This window comes from Thermus aquaticus, assembly GCF_001280255.1.
GTDB classification, from domain to species: domain Bacteria; phylum Deinococcota; class Deinococci; order Deinococcales; family Thermaceae; genus Thermus; species Thermus aquaticus.
On record NZ_LHCI01000107.1, the window covers coordinates 35020 to 52909 of the forward strand.

The 17890-nt window shown below is 69.1% G+C and carries 23 protein-coding genes; 22 read left to right on the plus strand and 1 reads right to left on the minus strand.

The genetic code is table 11. From position 1 onward, the window contains the following. From BVI061214_RS12075 to BVI061214_RS12155, 17 genes are all read left to right on the plus strand, one after another. A partial coding sequence (locus BVI061214_RS12075; protein ID WP_053768693.1) for a hypothetical protein occupies positions 1 to 1146 on the plus strand: 1146 nt, incomplete at its 5' end. Then, the gene (locus BVI061214_RS12080; RefSeq protein ID WP_053768694.1) at positions 1143 to 3035 is read left to right on the plus strand and encodes a hypothetical protein; all 1893 of its coding nucleotides are present in this window, start codon (positions 1143 to 1145) and stop codon (positions 3033 to 3035) included. The genes BVI061214_RS12075 and BVI061214_RS12080, both read left to right, overlap by 4 nt. A gap of 12 nt (positions 3036 to 3047) precedes the next feature. Further along, a complete protein-coding gene (locus BVI061214_RS12085; RefSeq protein WP_053768695.1) occupies positions 3048 to 3344 on the plus strand; it encodes a hypothetical protein in 297 nt (98 codons plus the stop codon). Continuing rightward, positions 3325 to 5769 (plus strand): type IV secretory system conjugative DNA transfer family protein, encoded by a 2445-nt coding sequence (locus BVI061214_RS12090; RefSeq protein ID WP_053768696.1) that lies wholly within the window; start codon positions 3325 to 3327, stop codon positions 5767 to 5769. Before BVI061214_RS12085 ends, BVI061214_RS12090 begins: the two co-directional genes overlap by 20 nt. Then, a complete protein-coding gene (locus BVI061214_RS12095) occupies positions 5726 to 6028 on the plus strand; it encodes a hypothetical protein (protein ID WP_419723254.1) in 303 nt (100 codons plus the stop codon). The genes BVI061214_RS12090 and BVI061214_RS12095 overlap by 44 nt, the downstream gene beginning before the upstream one ends. Next, the gene (locus tag BVI061214_RS12100) at positions 6028 to 6264 is read left to right on the plus strand and encodes a hypothetical protein (protein ID WP_053768697.1); all 237 of its coding nucleotides are present in this window, start codon (positions 6028 to 6030) and stop codon (positions 6262 to 6264) included. The genes BVI061214_RS12095 and BVI061214_RS12100 overlap by 1 nt, the downstream gene beginning before the upstream one ends. Continuing rightward, positions 6264 to 6719: a lytic transglycosylase domain-containing protein gene (locus tag BVI061214_RS12105; RefSeq protein ID WP_053768698.1), complete on the plus strand. Its 456-nt coding sequence runs from the start codon at positions 6264 to 6266 to the stop codon at positions 6717 to 6719. The genes BVI061214_RS12100 and BVI061214_RS12105 overlap by 1 nt, the downstream gene beginning before the upstream one ends. After that, positions 6716 to 7033, plus strand: a complete 318-nt coding sequence (locus BVI061214_RS12110) for a hypothetical protein (RefSeq protein WP_231459238.1) — start codon at positions 6716 to 6718, stop codon at positions 7031 to 7033. The genes BVI061214_RS12105 and BVI061214_RS12110 overlap by 4 nt, the downstream gene beginning before the upstream one ends. A 3-nt stretch (positions 7034 to 7036) precedes the next feature. Beyond that, positions 7037 to 7996, plus strand: coding sequence for an AAA family ATPase (locus BVI061214_RS12115; RefSeq protein ID WP_053768700.1), 960 nt, complete (start codon positions 7037 to 7039; stop codon positions 7994 to 7996). Between the two features lie 65 nt (positions 7997 to 8061). Beyond that, positions 8062 to 9477, plus strand: coding sequence for an S-layer homology domain-containing protein (locus tag BVI061214_RS12120; protein ID WP_053768701.1), 1416 nt, complete (start codon positions 8062 to 8064; stop codon positions 9475 to 9477). Further along, on the plus strand, positions 9461 to 10570 hold the full coding sequence (locus BVI061214_RS12125) for a hypothetical protein (protein ID WP_053768702.1): 1110 nt from the start codon (positions 9461 to 9463) through the stop codon (positions 10568 to 10570). Before BVI061214_RS12120 ends, BVI061214_RS12125 begins: the two co-directional genes overlap by 17 nt. Then, positions 10570 to 10929, plus strand: coding sequence for a hypothetical protein (locus tag BVI061214_RS12130; RefSeq protein WP_053768716.1), 360 nt, complete (start codon positions 10570 to 10572; stop codon positions 10927 to 10929). The genes BVI061214_RS12125 and BVI061214_RS12130 overlap by 1 nt, the downstream gene beginning before the upstream one ends. Continuing rightward, complete coding sequence (locus BVI061214_RS12135) at positions 10929 to 11993, plus strand: hypothetical protein (protein WP_053768703.1); 1065 nt, start codon at positions 10929 to 10931, stop codon at positions 11991 to 11993. The genes BVI061214_RS12130 and BVI061214_RS12135 overlap by 1 nt, the downstream gene beginning before the upstream one ends. After that, the gene (locus BVI061214_RS12140) at positions 11990 to 12265 is read left to right on the plus strand and encodes a hypothetical protein (RefSeq protein WP_053768704.1); all 276 of its coding nucleotides are present in this window, start codon (positions 11990 to 11992) and stop codon (positions 12263 to 12265) included. The genes BVI061214_RS12135 and BVI061214_RS12140 overlap by 4 nt, the downstream gene beginning before the upstream one ends. Then, positions 12250 to 12984: a helix-turn-helix domain-containing protein gene (locus BVI061214_RS12145; RefSeq protein ID WP_053768705.1), complete on the plus strand. Its 735-nt coding sequence runs from the start codon at positions 12250 to 12252 to the stop codon at positions 12982 to 12984. The genes BVI061214_RS12140 and BVI061214_RS12145 overlap by 16 nt, the downstream gene beginning before the upstream one ends. Before the next feature lie 22 nt (positions 12985 to 13006). Continuing rightward, positions 13007 to 13504: a hypothetical protein gene (locus BVI061214_RS12150; RefSeq protein WP_248841794.1), complete on the plus strand. Its 498-nt coding sequence runs from the start codon at positions 13007 to 13009 to the stop codon at positions 13502 to 13504. Then, a complete protein-coding gene (locus BVI061214_RS12155) occupies positions 13501 to 14094 on the plus strand; it encodes a zinc metallopeptidase (protein ID WP_053768707.1) in 594 nt (197 codons plus the stop codon). The genes BVI061214_RS12150 and BVI061214_RS12155 overlap by 4 nt, the downstream gene beginning before the upstream one ends. Positions 14095 to 14219: 125 nt before the next feature. Here BVI061214_RS12155 and BVI061214_RS12160 read toward each other — a convergent pair whose 3' ends face one another. Next, complete coding sequence (locus BVI061214_RS12160; protein WP_003049157.1) at positions 14220 to 14525, minus strand: hypothetical protein; 306 nt, start codon at positions 14523 to 14525, stop codon at positions 14220 to 14222. A gap of 66 nt (positions 14526 to 14591) precedes the next feature. On the opposite strand from BVI061214_RS12160, the gene BVI061214_RS12165 reads away from it, so the two are divergent. The 5 genes from BVI061214_RS12165 (at position 14592) to BVI061214_RS13940 (ending at position 17299) form a co-directional block, all read left to right on the plus strand. Next, positions 14592 to 14792 carry a hypothetical protein gene (locus tag BVI061214_RS12165; RefSeq protein ID WP_053768708.1) on the plus strand — a complete coding sequence of 67 codons (201 nt, stop codon included), beginning with the start codon at positions 14592 to 14594 and terminating at the stop codon, positions 14790 to 14792. A 137-nt stretch (positions 14793 to 14929) separates the two neighbouring features. Further along, on the plus strand, positions 14930 to 15250 hold the full coding sequence (locus BVI061214_RS12170) for a hypothetical protein (RefSeq protein WP_053768709.1): 321 nt from the start codon (positions 14930 to 14932) through the stop codon (positions 15248 to 15250). A gap of 255 nt (positions 15251 to 15505) precedes the next feature. Continuing rightward, positions 15506 to 16198 (plus strand): sigma-70 domain-containing protein, encoded by a 693-nt coding sequence (locus BVI061214_RS12175; protein ID WP_248841795.1) that lies wholly within the window; start codon positions 15506 to 15508, stop codon positions 16196 to 16198. A 109-nt stretch (positions 16199 to 16307) separates the two neighbouring features. Continuing rightward, positions 16308 to 17051, plus strand: coding sequence for a hypothetical protein (locus BVI061214_RS12180; RefSeq protein ID WP_248841796.1), 744 nt, complete (start codon positions 16308 to 16310; stop codon positions 17049 to 17051). Beyond that, a complete protein-coding gene (locus BVI061214_RS13940; protein WP_248841797.1) occupies positions 17048 to 17299 on the plus strand; it encodes a hypothetical protein in 252 nt (83 codons plus the stop codon). The genes BVI061214_RS12180 and BVI061214_RS13940 overlap by 4 nt, the downstream gene beginning before the upstream one ends. Positions 17300 to 17890 lie beyond the last annotated feature (591 nt).

The following is a 17890-nucleotide window of genomic DNA, read 5'->3' on the forward strand; positions in this document are numbered from 1 at the left end:
TGCAGGTTCATCAGCTTCTACGACCTGGGGTCCGTGCGCTGGCTGTGCACCGCCCACCGGACGGTCAAGAAGGCCATACGCTACTTTGACCAGCTCCAGTACATGTGGGAGGACTTCAAGAGCCAGGCCATGTACTACGGCACCGGCCTGGCCTTGGACTGGCTGGGGAAGAGCCTGGGCCTGCACCAGCTGAACCCCCTGGTGGACGAGGTGGACCGGGCCCTGGACGGCTTCATGAGCGACATCCGGCGGCAGAAGAACGCGATCCTCAGGGCCTTGGCCAGGGCGAGGCAAAAGCAGCTGGCGGAGATCTACGGCTGGACCCCGGACGGGGACCCCCTCTACTGGGGGCCTGAGTGGTGGGCCAAGCTCATCTCCGGGGTGGTGCCCCAGCTGGGCTTCCAGGCCACGGAGCAGAGCCTCAAGGACCTCCAGCGCACGGCCCAGCTCCTGGAAAACCAGTCCCGGGTGGCCGAGAACGTTCAGAACCAGCAGGAGAACACCAAGCCGGAGAACGTCTTCCAGGACCTCTGGGACACGCTGGGGGCCGTCTGGAACTTCATCAGCGAGGCCATTCAGAAGGGCTGGACTGCCCTCACCGGTATAAGCGGCGCCAGCGCCGACGCGGGCGTACCCCTACCCACGGCGGGCCCGGCCGCCCCTCAGAGCGCCTCCACCCCCCAGGCCGCGCCCTCTGCCCAGAGCAACCCCAGCGCCCAGGGGGCCGTGAGGGCCGCCTCGGGCAACGACCCCACCACCCCCGGCATCTCCGAGACCCTCATCGCCGAGGCCGAGAGCGCGCCCTCCACCCGGGAGGTGACGGAGGTGCTGGTGAAGGGCTTTGCCGAGATGCTTCGCCTGGAGGGCATGAACAGCATGCGGGCCATCCAGGAGATGCGCAACCTGGCTGCCCAGCAGGCCATGACCGTGGAGCAGCTTTCCCAGGTCAACCAGAACCTGGTGGAGCTCATCAAGAAGCAGGAGCAAAGCGCCGAGGACCAGCTTCGCCAGGCTATGGCCATGGTGGCCTCCCAGGCGGAGAAGACCTCGGCCAAGTACGTGGTGGCCGGGGAGGCCCTGGCCATGCTGGCCCGGCAGTGGCGGGCGGGGGCCGGCACCCCCCCCAACACCCGAGGTGGCCCGTGAAGCTTGACCGCATCCTGCTGGCGCTTTTGCCCTTCGCCTTCCTCCTGGCCCTGGCCGACCCACCGCCCATGCCTCAGGGCCAGATAGACCAGGGGGTCAGGGACTTTGTCCTGGGAGTCCTGGGGGCCATGCTGAACCTCAACGACTGGATCGCCCTCTTCCAGGCCTCCCTCAGGGACTTCCAGAGCGGGGCGTACTCCATCGGGCGGGGGCTCATCGTCCTGGGCCTGGTCTGGGGTCTGATCCGGGCGGTGTACTACGGCAGCCTCGAGGAGGTCCTCGCCAGCATGGCCCGGGTGGTCCTGGCGGGGGCCTTCCTGTGGTTGGGGGAGGCCCTGGACAGCGCCTTCGGGGGAACCGACGGCATCTACAAGGCCGTTACCAACACGTTCCGCACCGAGATGGCGGACGCCATCACGGAGGCCTCCAACAACCTCAAGGCCCTAGGGACGGTCATCAACCCCCTCTTCACCATCGTGGCCATCGTGGAGGCGGGCATCACCCACATAGCGGGCACGGCCCTGAACGAGGGCGCCAACAGCCCGGAGTGGGTGCAGAAGGTGCTCGCGGGCATCGGGGCGGCCAGCCAGCTCCTCAACCCCGCTTCCTTGATGATCCTGCCCTTCATCGTGATCACCATGGTCCTCACGGTGATCATCAGCACCATGTTTCTCCTGGCCAGCGCCTTCTGGCCCATCGTGGCCGGGAGCCTGGCCCTGCCCATCGGCCTCGGGCCGAGCCTCTTTGGGCGGTGGCTCAGCGTGGTGGTGTGGGCCTTCATCATGGGGGCCATCGGGCCCTTCGTGGTGCGGGCCGGCCTGGAACTCGGGGTCTCCCGGCCCGCCGCCTACATCGCCAGCCAGGCCAAGGAGATCGTGGACAACACCGTGAGGGAGCTGAAGACCCAGTTCCGGGAAAACCGGCGCATCGTGGCGGAAAGCATCTACCAGGTCTCCGCTCAAAACGGCTGGGACCCCACCAAGTGCGGCTACGAGGTCTTCATCGACACCGACGGCAAGATGAACTGGCGGCCCACGCAGGCCAACATCACCGACCAGATCTTCTCTGCCCGGGCCTGCACGATCCTCACCTGGGAGGTGCGCAAGAACTACATCCGGGACGCCGGGGTGATGGTGGTGGGCTTGGGTAAGGGCCTGGTGGACATGTTCCAGGCCTGGGCCCAGACCCTGATGATGACCGTGGGCGGCATGGCGGCGGGGCTCCTCATCGCCGGGTACCTGGCCAGCCTGGTGGCCACCTTCTTCGGGGGCCTGGGGCTGGCGGTAACGGCGGCGGCCTTGGGCTACGCCACCCGGACGGCCGCGGGGGCCATCGCCGGCATAGGCGGCGTGGGCGCGGCGGTCGGAGAGGTGGGCCAGGGCCTGGCCGGCGCCGCCAGGAGCGCGGCGGGGGCGGCGGGAGCCGCCGGGAGCGCCTTGGCTTCGGCAGGCGCCCGAGCGGTGGAGCGGGTTGGCGGGTGGGTGATGGACCGTAGCCCAAGCGGCCTGCCCCCCAGCTACGAGCGCACCACCGAGGCCCCTCCCGCCTGGATGCACCGCGGAGGTGCGGAGAGCGTGCCCATGGTGGTCAGGGGTGGCGGCACCTCCATCACCGCTGGGGGTGAGGGAAGCCCCAGGTACACCATTCCCCAGGCGAGTCCGCCCGTGAGCTATAGGGGAGGCCCCGCCCCCGTGGCCTCTGAGGGCTGGATCTCCCGGGCCGCCGAGGCCAGGCCGCCTTCGGTGCAAGGGAGCGGGCCCACAGAGCCAACCATTCCGGCAACAGGGCCGACCGCCCCGACCGGCGGGACGCCCTCCTACGAGCCACCCGGGCGGTGGGCTGGGCGGAGCGGGAACTGGGTAAAGCCCCCTGATAAGAATGACGGGTGAGGAGGCGAAGCCATGAAGGTTTGGGTTGACGAGATCGCCAAGTGGGTGGTGGCCGAGCCGCTGCCCCCCGTGGAGTACGGGATGGACGAGGGGGCCCTCGAGGCCCTTCTGGCAAGGCCCCTGGCCCCGGAGAACCCGGGCCGGTGGGTGGCGCGGGGGGCCCTTTGGGTCAAGAGGGAGCCTTTACCCGCCTTGGAGTACAGGATGGACGAGGCGGAGCGGGCGGCCCTCTTGGAGAGGGCTACCGCCCCCAGAAACCCAGGCCGGTGGATTGACCGGGCCCGGAAGGATGCAGGAAAGCCTCTTTGAAACCCCGCCCTGGCTGAAGGCCCTCAGGGCTTTTGGCTTCCTCTTCTTCCTCGCCAGCCTGGCGGCCACCTTCTACGTGGGGCTTCGGGGGGGCCTCGAGGCCGCCGACCAGATGGCCAAGGCGGGGTGGGACGCCGCCATCGGCCGGCCCGGGGCCAGGGGCCTGGAGTTCGCCGCCGCCTGCATGTTGCGGGTGGACTCCCCTTGCGGGGCCGCCCTCAACGACCTCTGGATGGCCCGGCTCAACTACGACCTCCTCAGGCTCCTCCTGGTGGTGGGCTTCGTAGGGGGCCTTTCCCCCTTCGTCTACCAGCCCAAGCGGCCCAGGAAGCTTCCCGGCCTGGGGAGGTGGGCCACGGAGGCGGACCTGGCCCCCTACCTGACCCCCAAAGGCGCTGGGTGGTACGGCCAGGTGGGGCGGCGGCCGGTCCGGGTCCCCGAGGCCCAGCGGGTGGCCCACACCCTGGTGGTGGGCAAGCCCGGCCACGGCAAGACCTCGGGCTACTACCTGCCCAACCTCCTCCTGGACGCCAAAGACGGGTGGGGCGCCATCGTCTACGACCTCAAGTTCCCCGACCGTGGGGGGCTCATGGAGGCCATGGCCTACTACGCCCACCACGGCCGGCCCGTCTACCCCTTCACGCCCTGGGGGGAGAGGTCCTTCCGCATCAACTTCTTGGAGGGCGCGGAGGACATCACCCAGGCCAAGCTCATCGCCGAGATCTTCGTGCCCCGAAACCCCAAGGTGCCGGACTCCAAGGAGTTCTACCCCGGGCTGGAGCGGACCCTCCTCCAGGGCCTCATCCACGCCGAGGGGGTGGAAGGGCGGTACTCCCTGGCCCACATCTACCGGGTCCTGGGGGACGGGGTGGCCGGCCTCAAGGCCTACGTGGAGGTGCGGCCCTACCTGCAGGTGGAGCTCAAGACCCTCCTGGAGATGCGCCAGGACCAGCTGGCGGGGATTCTGAACGGGGCCAGGAACCGGCTTTCCATATGGCTTGACCCCGGCCTGGCCGCCTGCACCGAGCCGGGGCCCATGGAGGTCCCCTGGGACCGCTTCTTTGAGGAGCCCTCCCTGCTCTACATCGGCGTCCCTCAGGAGCTCATCGGCGACAACGCCTCGGGGTACGTGCTCCTCAAGCTCCTCAAGCGCATCGTGGACCTCAAGACCCTGCAGTACGCCAACCGCCACGGCGGCAGGCTCAAGGTGCCCCTCTCCGTGTACTGGGACGAGTTCCCCAACTTCGGCTTCCTCCCCGGGATCAAGGAGAACCTGGGGACCATGCGCTCCAGGCGGGTGGCCTACCACATCGCCGTGCAGAACACCGACCAGGGCCGGGCGGTCTACGGGGACGACGAGTGGGAGGCCATAGAGGGCACCTTCGCCCAGCGGGTCTACTTCCTCTCCGGGCTTTCCGACAACGACGCCGCGCGGCTTTCCGAGGTCCTGGGGCAGACCACGGTCGTGCAGGAGGCCCGGGGCGTGAGCCGGAAGGGGGTCCTGCCCTTCCCCACGGGCCGCACCATGGGCGAGCGGGAGGTGGCCAGGCCCCTCCTTTCCCCCGAGGAGATGCGCACGAGCCGGAAGGGGGAGGCAGTGGTCCTCCTGGAGGGCACGCCCCCGGCCCGGATAGAGCTCTTCGGCATGTGGCGGAAGGAGCACCTCCTGCACGGGCTTTGGGCCAAGGCGCGAAAGGCGGAGCCTCCCCAGGCGGGGGCCCCGGTGCCGAGGGAGCAGGTGCGGGTGGTGCCGCCTTCCTCCAGCCAGGGGGTGGGCGCCCCCGACACCGCTCCCTGGGCCGCCGACCCCTCGAGGCCCGAGGCCCTTCTCCTCTACCTGGAGGCCCTGACCCGGCGCACGCCCCGGTTCAAGCGCTACTACGCCGGGACCCAGACCACCCGGCTGGACTTCTACCTCCCCTCGGACTTCCCCCTGCCCGAGCCGGCCTGGGCCAAGCTGGGCTGGTGCGAGATGGAGGGCGAGAGGCTTTCCCTGACCCAGAAGGGCCTCCAGGCCATGGAGGAGGCGGACCGGGAGGGCGCGCGGGCCCTGGTGCGCTGGTGCCGGGTGCTGGAGCGCTGGTACAAGGCCCACGGCGAGCCCCCGCCCGAGGTGGTGGCCTTCCCCAGGGGGGAAGGGGAGAGGGTCCTCCTGGGCCGGGTGTGCGGCGAAGCGGTGGAGGTGCGGGATGAGGAGATTCTGGTTCGTCCTGGTCTTGGCCTTGGGGGTCTCCGCTGCCCAAGGCGAGGTGAAGGCCCTCACCCCTCAGGAGGCCTCGGAGATCGTCAAGCGGGCCACGGCGGAGGTCCTGGTGCAGATGAGCCTCCTGGACCTGAAGCCCATCGCGGAGGCCCTGAGGGAGGTGAGGGTGCAGAGGGGGGTGAAGGTGTACTTGCTCACCACGACGGAGGGGCTAACCCATAGGGCCAGCTACGCGCCCTCCTTGGCCCTGGCCGGGGTGGTGGTGCGCTTCGCCCCCAGGGTGGAAGGGGAGTTCCTGGTGATAGACCGCCGGATGGGCCTGGTCCTCAGGCGGGACTACATCGGCCACACCCTGGAGGAGGCCAGGCCCGAGCCCCTGGTGGAGCGCTTCTACTACGCCTTCCTGAGGGCCACGCCCTTCGCGGTGGAGGAGTGGGTGCACAGGCTTTACGTGCAGGAGTACCTGAGGAGGTCAAGGTGATGAAGGACCTGGAAAGGCTTGGGCAGACCTTGGGCAAAGGGGTGATGGTTTTGGGAATCGTCCTTGGGGTCCTCTCCCTGGCGCGCTTGGACGGGACGGGGCTGGGCGTGGGGGTGATGCTCCTCCTCTACGGCCTGGGCCTGACCCTGCTGGCCGGGGTCTACGGCGAGCTCAGGGCGGTCCGGGCGGCCCTGCAGCGCCCGGAACACCGGAAGGGAGAAGAGCTCGTGCGGTGATGCGCAAAGCCCTCGTCCTCCTTGTCCTCTTGGGTCCAGCCCTGGCCTGCGGGTACGTCCCGAAGGACCTCTGGGCCAAGACCTGGAAGTACGCCAGGGCCTGGGGGATAGACCCCTACCTCCTCGCCGCCGTGGTGTGGGTGGAGTCGGGGTACTGCCCCCAGGCCGTGGGCAAGGCCGGCGAGGTGGGATTGGGGCAGTTTATGCCCGGCACTTGGCAGCGGACCACCGGGGCCCCCCTGCATTGGCGGCGGGACCCCGACTGGGCCCTTTGGGCCACGGCCAAGCACCTGAGGGAGCTTTGGGAAGCTCACCGGGACTGGAGGAAGGTTTTGTGGGCCTACAACGCCGGTTCGGGGGCGGTGCTTTCCGGGAGGGTGCCCGCCAGCACCCTGGCCTACGCCGAGAGGGTCCTGGCCACCTACCGGCGGTTCGTGAGCGGGCGGAGGGGATGATGGGCCTCGAGGGGGTGCCGGCGGTTCGGTTTTTGGAGGCCGTGGGCAGGGAGTTCGCCAGGCCCGAGGTCTGGGCCTACCTGGGCTTCGGGGCCTTCTCGGGCTACGCCCTAGGGCGGTTCGCGAAGGCCGTGGTGCCCTGGGTGGCCCTCTTCTACCTGGGGGCGGTCCTCACGGGCCACGCCAGCCCGGAGGTCCTCTTCCTGAGGCTCCACGAGCTCATGGAGCGGGCCTGGGCGTTCCTCTCTGGCCTCAACGGGGGCCTCCTCCTCGGGCTTGGCCTGGGCGTCCTTTCTGGGCTTTCGGACAGGTGAACCATGGTGCGGGTACGAGAAGGGTTTGAGCAGGAGTTCGCGGCCCTGATGCAGAAGCTACCTCCCTGGGTCCGCCAGGAGGTGGAGGGCTATGGGCCCCAGTTGGAGGAGATCGCCATGGACCTGGGGGCCCGGCTGGCGTACACCGTGGACGGGGAGGCCCGGTACTCGGAGCGGGAGGTGAGCAAGGAGGACCTCCAGTTCGTCCTGCACCGGGTGGGGGGCTTCAAGGAGAACAACAGGGCGGGGATAGAGGGCACGCTGCACCGGGTCTCCCGCATCCAGTCGGCCCTGGGGGAGATGACGGGCATCACCATCCGAGTGGGGAAGTTTGTGGAGGGCGTGGCCGAACCCCTCAGGCCCTACCTCCTGGACGGCCAGGGGAGCATCCTCCTGGTGGGGCCGCCCAGGACGGGGAAGACGACCCTCCTCCGGGACGTGGTGCGCATCCTGGCCGAGCGGTGGGGGTCCCGGGTCCTGGTGGTGGACACCTCCAACGAGATCGGCGGAGACGGGCTCATCCCCCACCCCGGGATCCGCCCCGCCCGGAGGATGCAGGTGCCCGACCCGCCGGCCAAGACCCAGGGGCGCATCATCTACCAGGCCATCGCCAACCACTCGCCGGAAATCGTGGTGGTGGACGAGATCGGGTACAACGAGGACGTCTACGAGTGCCTTACCGCCTCCAGGCGGGGGGTGCGGGTGGTGGCCACCGCCCACGGGGAGAAGCTCCTGGACGTCCTGGAAAACCCCGCCCTGCACCCGGTCCTGGGCGACCCGGACCTCAAGGCCAGGGAGCGCCGCTCAAGGCCGTCCTTCCAGATGGCCCTGCAGGTGGTGGGCAAGGGGCGCTTCGTCCTCTACCCGGACCTGGCCAAGGCCCTGGACGAGCTGCTGGAGGGCAACGAGCCCGAGGGCATCCGGCTGGGGAACTGGCCGCCCGGCCCAGCCTCCCAGGGTTGACCCTTCCACCCTTTAGGCAACTTAGTGTTGCCATAAAGCCCACCTTCTTGTAGGCTAAGGGTGCTATGGCGCAGCGCTACGCTAGGCCGTTGGCGGGGCTGGCCCTGATGGCGGGCCTGGCCCAGGCGCAGATGGCGGACGTGCCCAAGGGGCATTGGGCGGAGAGCGCCGTGAGGGCCCTCTTGGAGCGAGGCATCCTCACGGGGTACCCGGACGGGACCTTCAAGGGCACCCAGGCGGTGAACCGTTACGAGGCCGCCACCATGCTCTACCGGGCCTACCTGACCTGGCTGGAGGAGGTCCTCTCCAAGGTGCGGGCCGCCCTGGAGGAAGAGGGCCTGGCCCCGGAGCGGGTGGCCCAGCTTTACGCCCAGGTGGCCGAGCTACAGGAGGTCCTGCCTGAGGTCCAGAAGGCGCTGGCGGAGTACGGGGTGCGCTTCGAGGCTTTGGAAGCGGACCTGGAGGAGATGCGCCAAGCCCTCCTGGCGGCCCTGGACGCCAAGGGGGACCTGGAGGCGCTCAGCAAGGAGGCGAAGGGCCTTGGGGGCAGGGTGGCCGCCCTGGAGGTGGGGCTTGCGGAGCACCGGGCGAGGCTTCAGGCCCTCGAGGCCCGCCTTCAGGCCGTGGAGCGGGCGGTGGAGGAGCTGGCCAAGGAGGTGCGGGGCAACGAGGAGGCCCGGGTCAAGGACGCCCAGGCCACCGGCAAGCGCCTCTACGCTGTGGAGGAGAAGACCAAGGCCTTGGAGGGGGCGATCCAGGCCAGGCCCACCGGCGAGGTCTACACCGGGGTGGGAGAAGGGGGGCCCTTCGGCGGCCTGGCCCTGGCGTGGGGCGGCGCCCAAGTGCGCCTGGGCACGGACGGGGCCCAGGCCCGGCTCACGGAGGGCGGCCTGGAGCTGGCCTTCAGGGCCCAGGACCGGAGGGAGGCCACGGCCCGCTACAGCCTCTTTGAGGGCATCCGCCTGGTGGGGGAGCTTGGGGCCGGGGACGGGAGGTACTACTTCGGGGCCTTCTACGTGGTCCACGACCCCAAGGGCGGCCTCCTGCCCGGCGTCCACGCCCGGCTGGGGGCGGGGGCCGGCCTGGTGGCCGGGGAGCCCGGGCGGTACTGGGTGGAGGCGAGAGGCGGGGCCCTCCTGGGGCCCCTGGACCTGAGCCTGGGTTTTGGGCGCTACTGGGGCCAGGGGGGCGGGGACACGCCCTTCGCCGCCCTCTTCGCCACCCTGACCTATCCCGGGGACGTGGTGGGGGCCCTCAGCCTGGCCTACGCGGTGCCCCAGGAGGACATCGGGCGGGACAGCGCCTTCCAGGTGGAGGCCTCCCTGGAGGGGCGCCTGCCCCCCTTCCGGGTGAGGGTCCTGGCCGGGTACCGGGACGGCCTCCTGGGGAGCGGCGTGGCCTCCCACGTAGACCGCTACCGGTTCACCACGGCCACGGGCTTCTACGGGGGGGTGCGGGTAGGCTATGAGGTTCGCTTCTAGGCTTTTCCTCCTCGCCCTGCCCCTCCTGGGAGGGTGCGCGGAGCTCCAGCGGGAGTTCCAGGGCCCGGCCCGGCTGGAGCTGGCCGGGGTCAAGGCCGGAGCGTGCGCCACCGTCAAGGTGGCGGGCCAGGCCAGCACCCGGTGCGATAGCTACACCTTCCGCTTCACGGGCCTATCCGGTCGCTACCCGGTGGAGGTCCTCGTGGAGTGGCAGGGCCTCCAGGTCCAGGGCTACCGGGGGGAGGTGGACCTGGCCCCGGGGGCCACGGCCAGGGTGGAGGTGGAGCGCAGCACCCTCACCCTGGAGGTGGAGGCCACCTGGGCGGGGAGCGGGGCCCAGTACGAGGCCTGGGTCCCAGGGGACTACGCCTTCGGCGTGAGCGCCTACCCCGACCCGGCGCCGGGGGGCCTCGAGGGGATGGTCCTGGTCTACCGGGGCGGCAGGACCCTCCGGGTGCCCACGGCCCCCAGGGCGGTGGTGCGGGTCCTGGACGGAGCGGCGGAGGCCAGGGCGGTGGTGGAAAACCCCACCGACGGGATGCGGGTGCGGGTCCCAGAGCCCACCTACGCCCCCATCGTCCTCACGCCCAGCGGCTTAGTGGGCGGGGTGAGCTGCGTGGCCGCCTACGTGGGCTCCTTGGAGGCGGTCCGGTCCTGCACCCCGCCCTTCTCTCTGAAGTTGACCCCGCCGGACGGGCAGAGCCGGGAGGTGGTCCTCAGGGCCTATCGGGACGGCTTCGCCTACCAGGAGGGGCGGGTGGTGGCGCGAAGCGGGGATAGCCTCCAGGTGCCCATGAGCAGGAAGCGGGTGGCCGTGGTCCTCACCGCCCCGGGCCTGACCGTTGACCAGACCGCCTACGGGGAGGTTTGGCTCAGGCCCGAGGACCAGGAGGGCGTGGCCCTATACGGCGACCCGAGCCCCGATGGCTTTCCCGGCTACCGCCTGGCGGACCGGGCCGTGGTGGTGAACGGGGAGGCGCTCCTCTCCGTGCCCACGGGGAGGTTCGTCCTCTTCCGGGTGGTGCAGGTCGGGGGCGTTCGCCAAGGGGTTGTGGACCTCGTGGAGGAGGAGAGGAAGGTGGTGGTGCCGTGATGGCGGGGAAGGTGAGCCCCCGGGAGGTCCTGAGCCTCCTGGGCCTCCTGGCCGTTGGGGGCCTAGGGGCCTGGTTCCTCAAGGAGCTGGTGGGCCAGGGGCTCGTCCCCTTCTTCCTGCTCCTCACCCCCCTTTTGCGCCGGGTCTTCGCCGGGCGGGTGGGGGTGTACCACGGGGGATGGGTCTTGGGGCTGGCCACGGCCACCGTGTGGCACCTGGGCGGCCCCTACGCCGCCTTGGGGCACATGGCCCTGGTCCTCGTGGCGGACGCCTTCTTCCGCAAGGAGGAGGAGGGGTACGGCTTCTTCTACACCTACTTTCCCGCCCTCGTGGCCTTCTACGCGCTTTTGGGGGTCTAATGCAGGCCTTGGAGCAGGTTTGGGAACGGATTCAGGAGAAGCTCGCGGCCATCTACCCCGAGGTGGCCGAGGAGATCGTGCGCAAGGCCCGGGAAGGGGGGGTGAGCCGCCGGGCCCGGGAGGCGTACCGGGAGCTCACGGGGCGGTCCTACGTGACCCCGCTGGAGGAGCCCCTTCTGGCCGTGGCCTCGGAGCTGGTGGCGCAACGCCTGGCCGAGAACTACCGGGCTGCCCTGACCCTCCTCGGGGTGGGGAGTCAAGGGGAGGAAGCCCAAGGGGCTGGCGAGGCGGCCCCTCCCCCTCCGAGTGAACCGCCAGATTCCTCCACGGACGCCGGGCCGGAGGCCACGGACACCAGCCCGGAGGCCGCAGAGGGAGAGGACCCCCGGGTCCGAGCCGCCAAGAGGGACGAGCAGAGGTGGCGGGAGGCCTACCGCCTGGTCTTCGGCGAGAACCCGGAGGAGGACCCCCTCCTCTACCAGGAGAGGCTGAGGCAGGCCCTGGCCTTCTACCGGCAGGAGCGGGGGCGGAGGGCGGCCTTCGAGGAGGTCAAGGCTTTGGAGGAAAGGGTGCGGGCCTACGGGGAGAGGGCCCAGGCCCTGATAGGCTCCTTGCCCGAGGTGGAGGAGGCCGGGTGGGGCACGGGGTACGAGGCGGCCCTGATCCAGTTGGGCCGCCTCACCGCCCAGGTGGAGGAGCTGGCCCGCAAGCTGGCCCGGCTGGAGGACCGGCTGCAGGACCTGGCCACCTCCCAAGGGGGCCTCAAGGCGGGGCTCCTTGAGGTCCAGGGGGCGGTGCGGGAGCTTAGGGGCGCCCTCGAGGGGCTGGAGAAGGGCGGGGGCGGGCGCCGGGCCGAGGACCTGATCCGCCAGGCCAAGGCGGAGATGACTGCCCACCTGGAGGACCGCCTGCAGGCGGAGACGGCCATGATCCGCGCCGAGTACGACCTGAGGATGAAGGCCCTGGAGGAGTGGGCCAAGCGCATCACCGAGCAGTTCCGGCGGATAGTGGGAGCCAGGGCTAAGGGCAAAGGGCTTTTCGGGCTCTTTGGGGGTGAGGGATGAGCGAGGTGCCCAGGGACGCGGTGGCCCTGCAGGCGGGGGACGTGGTCTTCGTGGTCCCCCGGAGCATGTTCCGCGGAGACGTGGAGGGCGTGGTCCAGGTGGGGGAGCACCAGGTACCCGCCAAGGTCATCTACGCCGCCTGGGCCCTGGGGGCTGACCAGGGGATGAAGGTGGGGTTGGCCACGGGCGGCGCCCTCACCCTGCTCCTGGTCTTGGCGGTCCGGGGAGCGGCCACCTTGTGGCGGAGGTACACCTCGTGGCGGCGCGCCTGATAGCGCAAGCGGGAATCGCCGCGGCGGCTATGCCCGTGGTGGGCTTCATCACGGGCAAGGTGGTGGGGGAGGCCTCCAAGGCGGAGCCCCTCCTGGCGGGGATGGGGGTGGTGGTCTACGCCATCGCCCTGGCGGCCAGCTACGCCCACCTGAGGCACTACTACAGCCGCTTTGACGCCCCAGGGGTCAGGGCCAGCCCCTTTATCGCCTTCGCCGTGGAGCTGGCCACCTTCTACCTTTCCTTCGCCAGCGTGGTCCTGGAGTCCCGGTGGGCCCTCTTTGGGAGCCTCATCGGAGCGGGGGTGGTCTTCTGGGGGAACCTGACCTCCATGGCCCTGGGCCTGGCCTACCGGGCGGGGGCGGAGGCCAAGGAGGTGGCAGAGGTTCATGCCCCCAAAGTGGCCCCTGCCCCCAGGGAAGAGGCCCTGCCACACAGGGTCCTGAACGGCGAGAGCGGGCCGGCGGGCGAGGCCGTAGAAGCGGAGGTGGGGGGCCTCGCAGTTCATTTGGGGGAAGGGGGCCCCAAAGAGGCCCTGGACGAGAGGGACCAGAGGCTTTTCCAGGCCTTGAGGGCGGGCCCTAAGGGCCCCTCGGTCCTGGCCAGGGAGCTTGGGGTTTCCCCTTCCACCGTGCTCTACCGGCTGAAGCGCCTGGAGGGCTTAGGCCTGGTGGAGAAAGCCGATGGCGTCTACCGCCTCAAGGAAACCCCTTCCGCCTGAAGCCATAGGGGTCCTGGCCGGGGTGCTGGAAGGCCCCTACGGCGGGCTTTTCACGGGGGGCCTGTTCTGGCGCAGGCCCGACTGGCGGGTGGCCTTCTTCTCCGGCCTGGGGTGGCTCACGGCCGGGATGCCGGGAAGCCCGCCCCTCCTGGCCCTCTGGATAGGGCAGGGCGTCTTGGAGCTGTGGCGGCGGGGGCGGTGGTCTAGGGTCCTGGCGGTCCTGGGCTTCGCGGCGGGAGGACTCCTCTTCCGCTTCCTCTGGCTGGCCCCCTTGGGGGTGGTGCTGGCGGAGGTGGCCCGAGAGCGGCGGCACCAGGGCCTTGCGCTTGGCGGCCTGGCCCTGGCCGGGCTTGGGGTTTACGGGCCCACGGGCCTCCTTTTGCCCTTGGGAGCCTGGTGGGTGGCGCGGCTCCCCTGGCGGGAGGGGGGCCGCTTCCGGGGGATGGACCTGCCGAGCTTCCTGTACGGAGCGGCCATGCTCCTCAGGAACATGGCGGCCACGGCCCTGGGGTGGCGATGAGCGGCAAGGACCTGGCGCTCCTTGGGCTCTTCCTGGTGGCGGGGCACTTCCTGCACCGGGCCCTGGTCTACTGGCGCTACAGAAAGGTGGAGGCCCCCCTCGAGGCCGGCGCCTTCGCCGAGGAGGCCCTGAGGCGGTACCTGACCGGCTTCAGGGTGAGAGTGGGCCGGCGCAACGGGGTGCGCTTTGGGGAGCGGGAGGTGCGCCTCACGGAGGCGGTGATGCGGGGGCGGAGCCTCTACCACCTGGCCGTGGCCGCCCACGAGGTGGGGCACGCCCTGCAGTGGCGGGCCAGGGAGGAGCTGGTGCGGAACACCCAGGCGGCCCTGACCCTGGGCTTTGGCCTCCTGGTCCTGGGCTTCCTCCTGGGGCCGACCGAGCTTTCCGCCCTCATGGTCTTCGGGGGCTACGGCTTTGTGCTTCTTAGTCTGCCCCTGGAGTTGGACGCCAACCGGAGGGGCCTCGAGGCCTTGCCCCCGGAGGTGAGGGAAGGGGTGAAGCGGGTGATGACGGCCCTGACGGCCTCCTACCTGGTGGTGCCCCTGGGGGGGATGTTGATGGTGGCGGGGTGGTTGATGGGGCGGTCTTAGCTACAAGCCGGAGGTGTTGGCTCGGGCTTGTAGCTAAGAAGGTGGAATGTTTTTCCCCGGGGCTTGGCTTTCACCCCGGGGTGCCATGGAAAGGTACTGAGGCTTTCCGCCCTGATAATACCAGGTCAGGCCTCGGTTTTGGAAGGGGGAAGGACGACCGCCTCGGCCCCCTTCTCGGTGTTCCTGACGCGGAGGCTGCCTCCCGCTTCGGCGGCGGCTTTGAAGGCGCTGAGCCAGGCGTGGGTCTGGGGGGCGTCCCTGAGGTCCACGTCCAGGTAGGGGCCCTCCTGGTCCTCGCCTATGGTCATGCGGATCAGGTCCTCCTCCCCGTGGTTCTTGGCCACGGCCTGGAAGAAGCCCGCCAGGTCCACCAGGTAGTCCACGTCCAGCCCCTTGGGACGGGCGTACTCGCGGAACACGGTTTCCAACATGGGAACATCATAGCACAACCAGAAGAGATTGCCTTGATAGGCAAGGTATGGTAGCCTAAAACTGCCATGGAGAAGGTACTGATCTTCGAAACGGAGGAGGCCAAGGTGCGGTGGATGAAGGCGCTGGAAAAGGCCACCTTCGGCAGGGCCCTCGCTGAGGAGGACCACGGGTGGCCCAAGCCGGCGCTCAGGATCCGGGGCGCGACGCCGTCCCAGATCATGGCCGCCTCCACCTGGGCCGGCTTTGAGCCGGTCTGGGAGGGCTAAGGCTTTCCACCTTCCACCCACGCCCTAGGGGGATTCCCTTATCCTCCTGGGTACTTTCTTTTGGCGTGCGGGGGGGCCTTCTCGTGGGGCGGGTACCCTTCCCCGAGGGCCCCTCGGAGTAGAGTGGAGGTGAGGCTATGAGCCCTATTCGCGAGCAAAACCGGCGGCTGGCCCTGAGGGGCTTAGGACTGGCCCTTCGGAGCCGCTTCTTCTGGGGGGTGGTGGCCGCGACCCTGGTGGTGGAGTTCTTCCGCACCAACCCCGACATGGGGCGGTTTCTCCTTCAGATGGGCCTCTTACTGGCGCTTATCGCCCTGGCCGCGGTCTTCCTCCGGGCCATACCTGGGGGCCTCTGGACCCCTTGGGACCCTGAATGGAGCACCTACTGGGAGACCCGGCGGATGCGGCGGGAGATAGAGGAGCTGCGCCGCGAGCTCCGGCGGCGCAAGAGGGAGTAAAACCTTTCGGCCCCCAGCGTCCCGCCAGGGGCCTACTCGGTGGAGGTCAATCTAGTACCGACAGGTCAGTCTCAGGCGAAGGCCCATCGGCCTCCTCATGTTAGCACTCCACCCCCTCTTTGGTCAACCAAGGCAACCTAATCTTGCCTTTTAGCAGGCCTGGTAATAGCATGGGGGTGGAGGTCAAAAATGGCAACCGACAGCGTCAGGCTCATGGCAGGCACAGTCAGGCTTTTGGGCAGCAGGGAGCAGGCCATGAGGGCGTTCGCGGCGGGGGGCTTCGAGGCGCTGGGGCGGCACTACTACGCCTTGGCGCTGAAGGAGGCCTTCGGCCGCTTCCACCTCCTTGGGGACGAGGCCCTGGACCTCGCCCAGGAGGTGGCCGCCCACATTGACCGCACTCTCAAGGCCTGGAGGGAGGGCAGGCGGAAGCTCAATCTCGCCTCCAAGAACCTGACCTTCTGGGTGATGGTGGAAGTGGACCGGGCTGTCCGGGAGTACTTCTACCGCACCCGGGGGTTGGGGTACGTGAACTCCCGACTCACCGCCCGCGTAAGGCGGGCGGCGGAGGACCTCAAGGCGGACCTTGGGCGTGAGCCTACGCCCGAGGAGATCGCCGAGAGGTTGGGGGTGCCCCTTGCGGTGGTGGAGGAGGCTTTGGCCCTGGCCGAGGCGGAGGAAATCCTCAGCCTCGACGACACCACCGAGGAAGGCACCCGGTACGAGGAGTTCGCGGGGTACGACCCCCACGAGAAGGAGCGGGAGGCGGCTCAGGCCTTCCTGGCCCTGGCGGAGGCGATTGAGAAGCATCGCCTCCGCGAAAAAATGGGGACCAGGGAGGTAGAGCTCCTGGACCGCTTCATGGCGGGGGAGACCCTCGAGGAGGAGGAGTTGGAGAGCCTTGCCGTAGCCCTCAAACAGGCCATGTCCAAGGCAGCGGCGGCTTAGGCCCAGAGGCACCCTTTGCCCTAGGGGGATTCCCTTATCCTCCTGGGGTACTTTCTTTTGGTGTTGCTAGCTGGACGATTAGGCGGTAGTATGAGGTTGGAGGTCAATCATGGTCAAGGTCAGTGCTTTGGCTTTGCGGCAGGCGGCTCAGGTGCAGGAGGTCCAGTCGGTGGAAGAGGCCCTCGAGGCCCTCAGGAAGCTCTGGAAGGAGGACGAAGGGGTGAGGAAGCTTCTCGAGGAGGCGGCCCGGCACGGCTACACCCTGGTTCAGACCAAGGACGTGGAGCCTGCCTTCGTGGCCGCCGTCCGCACCGCCCTCGCCAAACTCCGGGAGCGCCTGGGGGAGGAGAAGCCCTCCACGCTTAGGGTCAAGTACGACTCTAAGCGCAAGGAGGAGCGGAGCAAGCCCAAGCCCAAGCCCATGACCTGGGAATCCCCGGAAGGGGTGAGGTACACCGTGGAGGTGTACGACCTCACCCCCCGGGAGGAGAAGTACTGGGGCTTCCGGGACGCCCGGGTTGAGGACGCTCTGAGGTGGGTGGAGAGCTTCATCTCCATGGCCGAGTACGAAGAGGGGGCCTCCGTGTTGGAGGAGGCCCTGGAGTACGAGGACAACCCCCACTTTGAGCGGGACCTCATCCCCGAGGACCTGAAGGAAGACCTCCGGGTCATGGGTTGGGACGGTACCTTGAGGAGCCTCAGGACCCTGGTGGAGTCCCTCCCCGCCAGGGAGAAGGAGTTCAAGGAGAGGGTCCGGTCCATCACCGCCCTGGTGGACCGGGAGGAGGGGAAGGTACTGGCGGTTCAGACGCCAAATGGCTGGGGGATAAGGGAGGCCTCTAAGGCGGAGTGAACGCCGTCCTCTCCCTGGGCCTTCTGATGGAGGCCCTGGAGAAAGAGGACTGGCGCGCTGGAGAAGTGCGCCGCTACGTTGAGGACCTCAAGCCCTTCACTCCCGGCCTGATGGCGTCCCTGAACGCCATCGCCACCCTTCGCAGGGCCAAGTACCTCCTCGATGAGTTAGGGCGGGGAAGGAGGGTCGCCGTCTACCGCGACCCCTCCACCGGGGAGCCGGTCTACCGGACCCCGGTCATCGGATAGCCAGGTAGACACCCTTTTTGCCCCGGGAGGATTCCCTTATCCTCCTGGGGTTTTCGGTTCACCCCCCTTTCTTAGCTACACGGGCCTTTGCAGGGAAAGAGCTTGTAGCTAAGACCGGCCTGACCGGGCACCAGCGCGCACCCTCGTACAAGGGCGTGCACCCCCGTACACCCCCGTACACGCCTGTACATGCGCGGGCACGCACCCCGAAGCCCCCAAAGTGTTGCCATACACCTCCCCCTTTCCCCCCTCGAGGCCCCCTCAACCGTACACCTCCGTACAAGGGCGTGCGCCGCCGTGCATGGGCGTACATGGCCGAGCGTGCATGGGCGTACACCTCTGTACATCCCCGTACATGGCCGAGCGTGCACCGCCGTGCAGGGGCGTGCAGGGGCGTACATGCCCGGGCGTACAAGGGCGTGCACCGCCGTGCACCCCCGTACATCCCCGTACAAGGGCGAGCGTGCATGGCCGTACATGGCCGCACATCCCCGTACATGGCCGTACAAGGGTGAGCGTGCATGGCCGTACACGCCCGTACAGGGCTCCATTTGAAAGGGGCGCCCCCTGGCTTTGAGGCCTCTTTGGGGC